General features: G+C 66.0%; 10 protein-coding genes. 4 read left to right on the top strand and 6 right to left on the bottom strand.

The window, feature by feature from the left end:
- On the top strand, window positions 1–944 hold a 944-nt coding region (locus EN742_RS10095), incomplete at its 5' end, for an MFS transporter (RefSeq protein WP_148670065.1).
- Window positions 945–1,096: 152 nt separating this feature from the next.
- Here EN742_RS10095 and purH read toward each other — a convergent pair.
- The 4 genes from purH to htpX form a co-directional block, all read right to left on the bottom strand.
- A complete protein-coding gene (gene purH, locus EN742_RS10090) occupies window positions 1,097–2,713 on the bottom strand; it encodes a bifunctional phosphoribosylaminoimidazolecarboxamide formyltransferase/IMP cyclohydrolase (RefSeq protein WP_126057580.1) in 1,617 nt (538 codons plus the stop codon).
- Between the two features lie 105 nt (window positions 2,714–2,818).
- A complete protein-coding gene (locus EN742_RS10085; RefSeq protein WP_128332747.1) occupies window positions 2,819–4,543 on the bottom strand; it encodes a heparinase II/III family protein in 1,725 nt (574 codons plus the stop codon).
- 200 nt (window positions 4,544–4,743) lie between these two features.
- Entirely contained in the window at window positions 4,744–6,120 is a 1,377-nt protein-coding gene (locus EN742_RS10080; RefSeq protein ID WP_245482375.1) for an RsmB/NOP family class I SAM-dependent RNA methyltransferase, read from the bottom strand.
- The gene (htpX, locus tag EN742_RS10075; RefSeq protein WP_128332746.1) at window positions 6,117–7,136 is read right to left on the bottom strand and encodes a zinc metalloprotease HtpX; all 1,020 of its coding nucleotides are present in this window, start codon (window positions 7,134–7,136) and stop codon (window positions 6,117–6,119) included. Before htpX ends, EN742_RS10080 begins: the two co-directional genes overlap by 4 nt.
- Window positions 7,137–7,238: 102 nt before the next feature.
- Between htpX and EN742_RS10070 the strand changes: the two genes are divergently transcribed.
- Window positions 7,239–7,460, top strand: a complete 222-nt coding sequence (locus EN742_RS10070; RefSeq protein WP_127405329.1) for a DUF1674 domain-containing protein — start codon at window positions 7,239–7,241, stop codon at window positions 7,458–7,460.
- Window positions 7,461–7,602: 142 nt separating this feature from the next.
- Here the strand turns inward: EN742_RS10070 and EN742_RS10065 are convergent, their stop codons facing one another.
- Entirely contained in the window at window positions 7,603–8,268 is a 666-nt protein-coding gene (locus EN742_RS10065; RefSeq protein WP_128332745.1) for an HAD-IA family hydrolase, read from the bottom strand.
- A gap of 250 nt (window positions 8,269–8,518) precedes the next feature.
- Here EN742_RS10065 and EN742_RS10060 point away from each other — a divergent pair, with 250 nt between their 5' ends.
- Window positions 8,519–9,388: a transglutaminase family protein gene (locus EN742_RS10060; protein WP_127405338.1), complete on the top strand. Its 870-nt coding sequence runs from the start codon at window positions 8,519–8,521 to the stop codon at window positions 9,386–9,388.
- Between the two features lie 318 nt (window positions 9,389–9,706).
- Window positions 9,707–11,125 carry a pilus assembly protein gene (locus tag EN742_RS10055; protein ID WP_127405331.1) on the top strand — a complete coding sequence of 473 codons (1,419 nt, stop codon included), beginning with the start codon at window positions 9,707–9,709 and terminating at the stop codon, window positions 11,123–11,125.
- Between the two features lie 309 nt (window positions 11,126–11,434).
- Here EN742_RS10055 and EN742_RS10050 read toward each other — a convergent pair.
- A partial coding sequence (locus tag EN742_RS10050) for an MOSC domain-containing protein (RefSeq protein ID WP_128332744.1) occupies window positions 11,435–11,918 on the bottom strand: 484 nt, incomplete at its 5' end.

The following is an 11,918-nucleotide window of genomic DNA, read 5'->3' as shown; positions in this document are numbered from 1 at the left end:
GCCGCGTCTCCAATATCGCCTGGGGGCTGGGCTATCTCGGCGGCATGATCGCGCTTATCTTCGTCATCCTGTTCATGGCCGGCAATCCCGAAACCGGCAAGACGATCATCGGCCTCGACCCGATCCTCGGGCTTGATCCGAAGCTTGGCGAGGATGCCCGCGCCACGGGGCCGATGTCGGCCGGCTGGTATTTCCTGTTCATCCTGCCGATGTTCTTCTTCACCCCCGATGCCGCCAAAGGCATCCCGATCGGACCGGCCGTGCGCCAGGGTTTGTCCGAGCTGAGGTCGACCCTGGCCGAGGCGCGCAAGCGCGTCGGCATCTTCCGCTTCCTCGTCGCCCGCATGATCTATCAGGACGGCGTCAATGCGCTGCTGACGCAGGGCGGCGTGTTCGCGGCGGCGATGTTCGGCTGGTCGATCACCGAGATCGGCATCTTCGGCATCATCCTCAATGTCGTCGCCATTTTCGGCTGCTGGATCGCCGCCCGCCTCGACACCGCGCTCGGTTCCAAGGCGGTGGTGATGATCGCGCTGGTGATGCTGACAGTGGCCACCGCCGGCATCGTCTCGACGGGCCCGGGTTTCACGCTGCTCGGCCTGATCCAGCTTTCCACCGTCGATTCCGGCGGCCTGTTCGGCACTGCGGCCGAGAAGGCCTACATCCTCTACGGGTTGTTGATCGGGCTTGCCTTCGGCCCGGTGCAGGCATCGTCGCGCTCCTACATGGCGCGCAGCGTCACGGCCGCCGAATCCGGCCGCTATTTCGGCATCTACGCCTTGTCGGGCCGGGCGACTAGCTTCCTGGCGCCGTTCCTGCTGGCGACGATCAGCTGGGCCACCGACTCGGCCCGGCTCGGCATGGCGGTCATTATCCTGTTCCTCGGCATCGGCATAGCGATCCTGATCAGGACGCCGTATCCGGCGGATCAGCCGGTGGAGTGAGAGACATTCGATAATTCTACTCCGCTGGCCGCCTGACGCGGCTTTCTGCGCTTCCGGTGCTCACGGACTCGAATGTCCGCTCCGCTTCGGTTCTCGAAAACCACGCCATCCGACTCAGCGGAGCGAATTCTCAAACGTCTCTCTGCCGAAAACTAATGCCGGAAATGCCTGACGCCGGTGAACACCATGGCGATGCCGTGCGCGTCGGCGGCGGCGATCACTTCGTCGTCGCGCATCGAGCCGCCCGGCTGGATGACGGCGGTGGCGCCGGCTTCGATCGCCGACAGCAGGCCGTCGGCGAAAGGGAAGAACGCGTCCGAAGCGACCACCGAACCCTTGGTCAACGGCTGCGACAGGCCCGCGGCTTCCGCCGCATCAAGTGCCTTGCGGGCGGCAATGCGCGAGGAATCGACACGGCTCATCTGGCCGGCGCCGATGCCGACCGTGGCGCCGTCCCTGACATAGACGATCGCGTTCGACTTGACGTGCTTGGCGACACGGAAGGCGAACTTCAGGTCGGCCATCTCGGCCGGCGTCGGCGCGCGCTTGGTCACCACCTTCAGTTCGAGATCGTCGACCACCGCATTGTCGCGGCCCTGGACGAGCAGTCCGCCGGAGACCGATTTCACCGTGGTACCGGCGGCGCGCGGATCGGGCAGGCCGCCGGTGACCAAAAGGCGCAGGTTCTTCTTGGCGGCGACAATCGCTGCCGCGTGCTCGGACGCGTCGGGCGCGATGATGACCTCGGTGAAGGTCTTGACGATCTCCTCCGCCGCTTCGGCGTCGAGGATGCGGTTCATGGCGACGATGCCGCCGAAGGCCGAGACCGGGTCGCAGGCGAGCGCCTTGGCGTAGGCCACCTTCAGCGAGGTCGCTTCGGCGACACCGCAGGGGTTGGCGTGCTTGATGATGGCGACGGCGGCTGTGGCGGCAGGATCGAACTCGCCGACCAGCTCGAAGGCGGCGTCGGTGTCGTTGATGTTGTTGTAGGAGAGCTGCTTGCCCTGCAACTGACGCGCTGTGGCGACCCCCGGCCGCTTGTCGCCATTGAGGTACAAGCCGGCGCCCTGGTGCGGGTTCTCGCCATAGCGCATCACCTGATCAAGCCTGCCGCCGAAGGCGCGCCAGGTCGGATGCTCGATCTCCAGCGCTTCGGCGAACCAGCCGGAAATCGCGGCGTCGTAGCTGGCGGTGCGGGCGAAGGCCTTGGCCGCCAGCTTCTTGCGGAAATCCAGCGACAGCGAGCCGATATTCATCTCCAGCGCGTTGAGCACCGCCGCATAGTCTTCGGGATCGGTAACGATGGCGACATAGGCGTGGTTCTTGGCCGAGGCGCGGATCATCGCCGGTCCGCCGATGTCGATGTTCTCGACGATCGAGGCGTAGCCGGCGCCGGAACGGCGCACCTCCTCGAACGGATAGAGGTTGGAAACGACGAGGTCGATCGGCTCGATATGATGGTCGCGCATCGCCTTCGAATGCTCAGGGTCGTCGCGCACGCCGAGCAGCGCGCCATGCACCGAGGGATGCAGCGTCTTGACGCGGCCGTCCATGATCTCGGGAAAGCCGGTCAGTTCGGAGACGTCACGCACCGCCATGCCGGCGTCGGCGATCGCCTTGGCCGTGCCGCCGGTCGAAACCAGCTCGACGCCGGCGGCGGCGAGCGCCTTGGCGAAGTCGATCAGGCCGGTCTTGTCGAAGACGGACAGCAGCGCGCGGCGCACGGGAACGAGGTCGGGCGCGGGAATGTTCTTGGCGGCGACGGCCATGGGCTGGCGGCCTTTCAAGGCTGGATTGGAAGAAGCCCGCGCCGTAGCACATGAGATCAGGAAATCAAGCGCCGTGCGGCTGGCATCACACGCTGTTGCGCGCCGTCAGTTGTTTTCCGGATAGCCGGCGATGGTCGTCCTGGTCAGCTGCCAGTGGACCTCCGATATCTCCGAGGCCTTGAAGGCAAGCACGATCTGCCGGCTGCGGCGCGGCCCGCCGAGCCCGGCGAAATAGATCGACTCCTCCACCTCGGGCACGATGCCAGCGCATGTGAACACCCAGGTATCGCCCTGGTCAGCGGCGAGCACCAGGCGGTCATGCTCGTCCTGCAGCAGGTTGATGTCGGGGTGGACGTGGAAGCGCACGGCGACGAAGTCGCGGCCATTGTTGCGGATCGCGGCCCCGCCGGGGCGCTGGAAGCGGTCCCGGCCCGTCAGCACATTGCCGTTGCTCGACAGTTTCATTTCGCGCTCGTGCAGGAACCCGAAGCGCTGGACATAGCCGTCATGGCGGGCAAGGAAGCCCTGGCTGCCCTTCAGGTCAGTCCGCTTGCAGGGCACATGCTGCGGACCGCCGATCAAGGGCGAGCCGAGCAGGTCATTGACGCGCAGCGAATGGCTGAAACGCGCCGAGGACATGTCGTTGACGGTGGCGGTCGAATGCGCGGCGGTGGCGCGGGCCAGCGGCCGGAACTCGGCGGCGCCATAGGTGTCGATGCCGGCATTGACGATGTAGTGCTGGCGGCCGGAGGACATCTCGAAGGCGAGGCAGCCGGCGTGCGCGGCGTTGGACACGTCGACGGGCGGCGGCAGGCCGGTGTCGGCGATGACGGTGACGCCGCCCATCGACAGGCGCTCATAGCCGGAATGCGGCGCGTGCAGCAGCGGCGCGCCGACGGTGTCGTCATGGCGCAGGATGGTGGCGATGCGGTCGTGGATGGTCGCCCCCATGCCGTTGAAGCGGGCGAGGCTGCCGTCCTGATGGCGGAAGAAGCGCAGCGCCGGCAGCATGCGGTCGATGGCGCCCATCAAAGCCGTAGGCGGCGTCTCGGCCTGGTTGGCATAGGTCTGGCGCAGCGGCAGCAGGTCAGCGAGCAGCTCCAGAACCGTCATCGGGTTGCGCGAGATGTGGCCGCCGTCGGGAAGGATCTGGCGGTCAAGCTCCTCGGCGAGATTGCGGGTGGCACCGCGCAATGCCGATGCCGGTGCTGGCAGCGACAGAGCGGCGAAGGCGAGCGCGATACGGGCGCGCAACCTGTCCTTGCCGTCGGGCATCGCTCGCGCCATCGAGCGGAGATAACGGATCTGCACGGCAAGCGATTTGAGAAAGGCACGGTAGAAAGGAAATTCGGCCCCCTGGAGCACGACGGAGGAATGCTGCAGCCAGGCGATCACGCGCTTGGCGGTGGTGCCGGGCTCCCAGGCGATGCCGGAAATCTGGTTGCCATGGATGGCGATCCAGTCGGAAACCAGCGCGCGGGCATTGGCGGCGGCAAGCTCGGTGCCGGCGGCACGCATATGGCGCAGCCAGCGAAAGCCGTGCAGCGTCTTTTGCCAACCGCGATTGGGCACGTCGATCTGGAAGGGCGATTTGCCGCCGGTCTCGACCAGATGTCCCGACAGCGGATAGCGGCCATAGTAGATTTCGAGCGCGATCTGCGGGTCTGCGAGTCTGAGATCCGGCGGGGCGATCAGGACGCGTTCGGGCGTGCGGCCGGAATAGCGCCAGCGATAGACCGGGCCGGCGCGCAAACGCCGGCGGGTCTTACGCCAGAACTCCTTCGCAACAAGCGTCCATAGCCGCGTCGTGCTGCCGGCAGCGATTGCCAAAACCCCTCCTGATCGTCCCGACCCAGGCACAAGCTTATATGATTCAAGAACTTATGCGAAGGCGGATTTCGCGCGGGTGACCGAGTGAACCCAATCGGGACGCGATCCTCCCTAAAAAAGTCGGCAAGTTTTACGAAAACAAGCGCCAAAGCGCGTCGTGTCGAAACGGATTCAGGCGATGCGCGCTTTGGCGAGATGCGTTAACCGGCGCGGCGCATGCGGGCGGCGAAGAAGCCATCGAGGCCGGACAGTCCGGGCGATTCGTGCGGCAGATCGGCCGGCGTGGTGCGCAACGTGCCCTCGGCCGTCAGGAACGGATCGATGCCGGCGATCTCGCCGCGGCGGACCGGATCGTCGACGACATCGGCTGTCTCGGCGAGGAAGGCGCGGTAAAGCTCCTCGCCTTCGAGCGGGTCGAGCGAGCAGTTGGAAAAGACGATGCGCCCGCCGGGCCTGGTCAGGCCGACGGCACGGGCGAGCAGCTTGCGCTGCAGCGCGGCGAGCTTTTCGACATCGGCCATCGTCTTGGTCCACGGCACGTCGGGATGCCGCCGCACCGTGCCGGTCGAGGAGCAGGGCGCGTCGAGAAGAACGGCATCGAACAGCTCAGCCGGCCGGTAGTCGAGCAGGTCCGTCTGCACGAGCTCAGCGGTCAGGCCGAGGCGCTCGAGATTTTGCGCCAGCCGCGTCAGCCGGTTCTTCGAGGTGTCGACGGCGGTGACGCGCGCGCCGGCAAGGATGAGCTGCGCCGTCTTGCCGCCGGGGGCGGCGCAGAGGTCGGCGACGCGCAGACCCTTGATGTCGCCGAACAGGCGGGCCGGCAGGGCGGCGGCGGCGTCCTGTACCCACCACGCCCCCTCGGCGAAGCCGGGAAGTTCGGGTACGGAGGCACTGAGCCTTTCCACCCGTATCGTGCCGGTCGGCAGGACGATGCCGCCGAGCCGCTCGGTCCAGAGCGCCGGATCGGACTTGACCGAAAAATCGACCGGCGCCTCGTGGCGATGGGCGGCAAGGATTTCTTTCGCTTTGTCCACGCCGTAGGCCGCCCTCAGCCGGCCGGAAAACCATGCCGGCGCTTCCTCGGTGGCGATCAGCGCGGGGGCGAGTTCGGCGTCCTTGGCCCGCGCCAGCGTGCGCAGCACGCCGTTGATGAGGCCGGAAAAGCGCAGCGTGCGCGGATCGGACTTGGCGTGGGTGACGGCAAGGTCGACGGCGGCGCTGTCGGGAATGTCGAGGAACAGGATCTGCGCCGCCGCCACATGCAAAATGTGCGACAGCGCGGTGGCGTTCTGCGGCAGCGGCTTTTCCAGCCGGCGGGAAAGAAGTCCGGCGATCGTCATGCGGTGGCGCAGCGCGGTGACCAGTATGGCGCGCACCAGCGCCCGGTCGCGCATGTCGAGCGCCCGGTATTGCGGGTGGCCGTTGTCGTGGTCGGTCAGACCGTCGAGCGGCGTGCGCGCGTCGATGACCGCGGCAAGCAAGCGCGCCGCCGCTTTGCGCGCGGCGAGGCCAGCGACCGCCTCGGTCCTGTCGTCACGATCGCCTGGGGTGCGCTGCCGGCGTTTGGCGCCGCTCACGACCACGGACCCTTGGGCCCGGTCGGGTTGCGGCCCCAAGGATTGGGCCTAGGCCTGGCGGGTTGCGCCGGCTGCTGTGGCCGCGCGGCCTGGTCCCATGGACCTGGCGTCCGCTCGTCGTCAGCCGGATCGGATGTCGGCGCCTGGCGTGGCGCCTGCGCTGCGCGGCCGCCCATCTCGCGCGCCATCTCCTGCAGGGCGGCGATGCGGTTGTCGGTGTTGGGATGGGTGGAGAACAGACTGTCCATGCGCTCGCCGTGCAGGGGATTGATGATGAAGAGGTGCGCCGTCGCCGGATTGCGTTCGGCATCCGGGTTGCGGATGCGTTCGGCGCCGCGGGCGATCTTGTCAAGGGCAGATGCCAGCCAGAGCGGATTTCCGCAGATTTCGGCGCCGCGCCGATCGGCCTCGTATTCGCGGGTACGGCTCACCGCCATCTGCACGATCATCGCGGCGAAGGGCGCGACCAGCATCGCCACCAGCACGCCGACGAAGCCGAACGGGTTGTTGTTGTCGCGGTTGCCGCCGAAGAAGAAAGCGAAGTTGCCGAGCATCGAGATGGCACCGGCCAGCGTCGCGACGATGGTCATGGTCAGCGTGTCGCGGTGCTGGATGTGGGCGAGTTCGTGCGCCATCACCGCCGCCACTTCCTCATGCGAGAGCTGTTCCAGCAGCCCGGTGGAGGCGGCCACTGCGGCATTCTCGGGATTGCGGCCGGTGGCGAACGCGTTGGGCTGCGGATTGTCGATCAGATAGGTCTTCGGCATCGGCAGGCCGGCCTGCTTGGCCAACGCCTGGACGATGGCGTAGAACTCAGGTGCGTTCTTCGCATCGACCTCGACGGCGCGATTCATCGACAGCACCATCTTGTCGGCGTTCCAGTAGCTGAACAGATTCATGCCGGCGGCGATCAGCAGCGCGATCACCATGCCGCCGGAGCCGCCGATCAGGAAGCCGACGCCCATGAACAGCGCCGTCATCGCGGCAAGAAGCATTGCTGTGCGAAGGGTGTTCATCGTCTAGATCCGTCCGTGGTGGCGAAAGGGGTCGATCCTTGCGAGTTCATGGCTATATGATGGGAGACACCTGCCCCTGTTTCAATGCGCCGGGACTATCGCATGACCGACCAGACCAGCAAAGCCGATGCCGCGCCGGCGAGCGACGCGCCGCAAAAAACCCCGACGCCGGCGGCCAGCCGCGCGCTGGCCGAGGCTGAGGCGAGGCGCCGGAAATATCGCGAAAAGGAAGCCGCGCTGCCCAAGGAAATCGGCGGCCGCGGCGGCAAGGAACCCGGCCGCTACGGCGACTGGGAGGTGAAAGGTCTTACCAGCGACTTTTAGCGGGTGCGCCGATATTCAGGTGAGGCCGGCCTGCGAACGCTGGTTTCCTGCGCTTCCGGTGCTCACGTACCTCAAGTACGCTCCCCTCCGGTTCTCGGAAACCACCCTTCTCGACTCGGCCTGACCTGAATCTCGACGCCCTCTAGGCCGCGGCCCGAGACGGTGCCAACTCAATCCCACCCCGATCATCGACGGTAATGCCAAGCTCGTCGTAAGAGGCGATCGATGCGTGCAGCGTCGCGATCGGATGCGTGTGCGTGGCGCTGATCACCATCAGGGAAGCGCCGGACGCTTCCGCCGCCGCGATGCCGGCCGGAGCGTCCTCGAAGACCAGGCAGTCGCGTGCGTCGACGCCGAGACGCCTGGCTGCGAGCTGGAAGCAATCGGGCGCCGGCTTGCCGCGGGTGACGTCCTCGGCCGCGACGATCACGGCGGGAACAGGAATGCCGGCCGCCTTCATGCGCAGCAGCGCCAGTTCGTGCGGTGCCGAGGTGGCGATCGCCCAGCGCTCCGGCGGCAGCGACTTGAGAAACGCCACCGCGCCGGCGATCGGCACGATGCCTTCGAGATCACCCGCTTCAGCCTTCAGCAGCGCGTCGGCCTCAAGCACCGGATCGATGCCCGGAAGCATCAGCGCGGCGATGGTCTCGACAGCCCGCTTGCCATGAATCGTCGGCAGGAAGGTCGCGACGTCGAGGCCCTGGCGCTGAGCCCAGTCAGTCCACACCCTTTCGGCCGCGGCAATGGAATTGATCACCGTGCCGTCCATATCGAACAGGAAGGCCGCGAATTTTCTGCCTGCAAACATCTAAAATCCTGGAGGTCGTATTCGGGAGGGACTAAGCTACGATCGATCGTAGCCGCATGGCCGGGCCGTGGAAAGGCGCAAGGCCGCCTTTTGACATGCCGGAGCGGTGCAAACCGCTCCAATATCTGTTTTGCGCAATTCCGTACGGAAGACCACTACGCACTGTTCCTGAAAGTGTTCCAAGGGGAACCATGGCAGGCCTGCCGCGTTGAAAAGACTGTCTTCCAGAATGACCGCAGGGGGTATCGCGATGCTGATCCGGCTCGGCTACGAAATCGCCATTGAATGCGCCGGATCGACGCCGATCATCTCGCTGCTCGACATCCACAGGGATCGTCAGGCCGACATCAAGCGGCAGACGCGCGTGCTCACCTCGCCTTCCGTGCCGACCAGGGTCTACCACGACCGCCACGGCAACAGCTGCCGCCGCTTCACCGCGCCTGCCGGCGGCTTTCGCATCCTCTATGACGCGGTCATCGAGGACAGCGGTGAGCCGGACGAGGTCAACACGCTCGCCAGGGAAACGCCGGTGGCGGAGCTCCCCGATGACGTGCTCGTCTACCTGCTTGGCAGCCGCTATTGCGAAACAGACCATCTCAGCGATCTCGCCTGGCAGCGGTTCGGCAACTTGCCGCCGGGCTGGGCGCGGGCGCAGGCGATCGTCGATTACGTCCACAGTCGGCTGTCCTTCGGCTACGGCTATGCGCGCGCCACCCGCACGGCGGCGCAGGCGCATGAGGAGCGCGTCGGCGTCTGCCGCGACTTCGCGCATCTGGCGATCGCGCTGTGCCGCGCCATGAACATGCCCGCTCGATATGTGAACGGGTATCTCGGCGACATCGGCGTTCCCGTCGATCCGGCGCCGATGGACTTCTCGGCCTGGCTCGAAGTCTTCCTCGACGGCAAATGGTACACGTTCGATCCCCGCCACAATATTCCCAGGATCGGCCGCGTTGTCATCGCGCGCGGCCGCGACGCTACCGACGTGCCACTGCTGCACAGCTTCGGCCAGCATCAGCTCAAGCTGTTCAAGGTCTGGACCTATGAGCAGGAGCGCAATCTGTTCAGCCCGCCCCATCACAACGTCGACAGGACGGTCAGCGCGCAGATGCTGGCATAGGCCCTGCCGCGGCCGGATTCCCGCAAGACACAGAGCCGGATCATGATCCGCTTCGGCACAGCGCGCCTGTGCCGGACTGGGATCGCGGTTGGCGGCTCGGTCGCGCGAAGACGGAGCATGGTAAGCACTTCCTAAACTCCGCGGCTGCCACGGCCTTTTGTTTACCGGCCGTTCACCCTGACTTGCTCGGAATTCAAGCAAAAACAAGGACTTGACTAGAAAGCGCCGGATTCATCCGGCAGGGTGCCCCAACCCGGCCGGAATCCTGCACCGCATCCGTCAGTCGGCTTCGAGGCCGATGGCGAATGGAGGCGGAAGATGCGGCGTTTTGCGGGTCTTGTTCACGGGGCAGGCGGCTTTGCCAGGGATCGCGGCGGAAACTTCGCCATCCTGTTCGGCGCCGCCGCCTCGGTGCTGGCGCTCGGTGTCGGCTTCGGCGTCAACATCACCCAGATCTACAATGCCCAATCCAGCCTGCAGGGCGTGGTCGACGCAGCCGTCACCTCGACGGCGCGGGACCTGACCACCGACGTCATCAAGGAGGCCGACGCGAGCAAGTCGGTGCAGGCTTTTCTCGACGCCAACAGCGCGGCCGGCATCCTGCAAGCCGGCCAGGTCGTCCTCGACAAATTGACGGTAGACAAGGCCGCAAAGACCGTCCGGGCGGACGCGCATGTCGATGTCGCCTTCTACTTCCCGCTGTTCAGCATGGGCGACACCACGCGCATTGCCGTCTCCACCACCGCGCTCTATTCCGACAAGACAATCGAGGTGGCGATGATGCTCGACGTCACCGGGTCGATGGCCCCCGACAAGCGCGCCAAGACCAACAAGATCGGCGACCTGCAGGCTGCCGCCTCGGACGCGGTCAAGGATCTGCTCGGCCAGAACCGCGACCCCGGCAATCCGCGCGTGCGGGTGTCGATCGTCCCCTATGCCGAGGCCGTCAATACAGGCGGCCTGGCCGGCACCCTGTTCGTCGAGACGGCGACTGGCCCGAAGGTCCCGCCGCCGATCGACGCGCCCGTATCGGCGTCGGCGACTTCGGCGCCCGACAAATGCGCGACCGAGCGCAAGGACAAGGACGGCTATGCCGACTATTCGTCCGACGGGCCCTACACGCTGCGCCTCGACAACAAGGGCAGGATATATCAGGCCAAGGTCAACCGCGACTACCGCATGAAAGTGTGTCCCTCGGCCGCCCTCGTTCCATTGACCGCCGATGAAGGCAAGCTGCTCACCGCCATCGACCATTTCAGCGCCGCGGGCGTCACGGCCGGCGGGATCGCCGCGCAGTGGGGTTACTACATGCTCTCGCCGGCCTGGCGCTCGGCGATCGCGGACGCCGGCCTCGGCGCCGGCCCCGCCAATTTCGACACCAGAAAGGTGGCCAAGATCGCCATCCTGATGACCGACGGCCAGTTCAACACTGCCTTTGCCGGAGCGCGCGGCGCGCCCAAATCACAGGACCAAGGCCAGATGTCGCGCGGCAACGCCGAAAGCATCTGCGCCAACATGAAGCGCGACGGCATCGAGATCTTCACCATCGGCTTCGATCTCAACGATCCGTCGATGACGGCGACGGAGCGTGACCAGGCAAAGACCCTGCTCAAGGATTGCGCCACGGCCGATACATCGTCGCTCAAGCACTATTACGAGGCGGCCAACGGTCCGGAACTGTCCGACGCGTTCGGCAAGATCACCGAGAACATCGAGAAGCTCACGATCAACCGCTGAGACGTTGCGGCGAGCGCGTGCGCAGCCCGCCAAACGGAAAAGGCCGCCGCTTCTTCACGAAGCCGGCGGCCTTCCGTGTTTCCGTCCATGACGCGGTCTCTGGCGGTGATGCCATCGCATCACCTGCCGCGCTTCTCGCGCCTTAACGGGAAGACTGCTTCCCGAAAGTGCAATCCGCTGAGGCCACGTTCTGGAAAACGAAATCACTCGACATCGGATCACCTCCTTTCGATCTGTTGAACACACCCTCATGATGGGGTGCGTTGCAGCGAAAGACAAGGGGCAGGCGAAAAAGGCGTTGGTGTATTGCTAGACGAAGCGCATCGTCGCGCCGACCTCGATCCGCGCCGGCCGGTCGACGGTGCAGTAGACGCCGAGATTGTGGGCGTTGTGGCGCACCAGGTTGCGCAGGATGCCGGGATCGGCGTCGAAGCCGTCCTGGGCGATGATGGTGAAGCCGCAGCGGCGGCACGGCTCCGAGACGGTGAGCAGCAGGTCGCCGATAGCGAGCTTGCGGCCGACCCATTCGGCTTCGGGAAACGAACCTTCGACCGCGGCCATGTCGATGACGATGTTGGGACGGAAGCGGCGCGGGTCGGCCGCCCCTTCCGGATGCAGCGTCTTGAGCCGTGCGAGCGAGGCGGTGGTCAAAAGATGGATCGGCGTCTTGACGTAGCGTTCCGCGGTCAGCGGGCCGGCATAATCCGGCGCGGCATCGTCCTGGCGGAATGGCCGGATCGAAGCCGCGAAACCGAGAAAGGCGGAGATGGCGCGGTCGCTTTCGGCCCCGGGC

It is taken from the genome of Mesorhizobium sp. M4A.F.Ca.ET.020.02.1.1, assembly GCF_004022645.1.
Classification (GTDB): Bacteria; Pseudomonadota; Alphaproteobacteria; order Rhizobiales; family Rhizobiaceae; genus Mesorhizobium.
Note: the sequence above shows the minus strand (reverse complement) of the source record. Positions and strands in the feature narration are given on the sequence as shown.

What these genes read in the sequence shown, in the direction of transcription:
- purH (WP_126057580.1), bottom strand. Translation starts at nt 2,713, where the DNA reads ATGGCCGTCGCCGCCAAGAACATTCCCGCGCCCGACCTCGTTCCCGTG.
- htpX (WP_128332746.1), bottom strand. Translation starts at nt 7,136, where the DNA reads ATGAACACCCTTCGCACAGCAATGCTTCTTGCCGCGATGACGGCGCTG.
- EN742_RS10070 (WP_127405329.1), top strand. Translation starts at nt 7,239, where the DNA reads ATGACCGACCAGACCAGCAAAGCCGATGCCGCGCCGGCGAGCGACGCG.
- EN742_RS10065 (WP_128332745.1), bottom strand. Translation starts at nt 8,268, where the DNA reads ATGTTTGCAGGCAGAAAATTCGCGGCCTTCCTGTTCGATATGGACGGC.
- EN742_RS10060 (WP_127405338.1), top strand. Translation starts at nt 8,519, where the DNA reads ATGCTGATCCGGCTCGGCTACGAAATCGCCATTGAATGCGCCGGATCG.
- EN742_RS10055 (WP_127405331.1), top strand. Translation starts at nt 9,707, where the DNA reads ATGCGGCGTTTTGCGGGTCTTGTTCACGGGGCAGGCGGCTTTGCCAGG.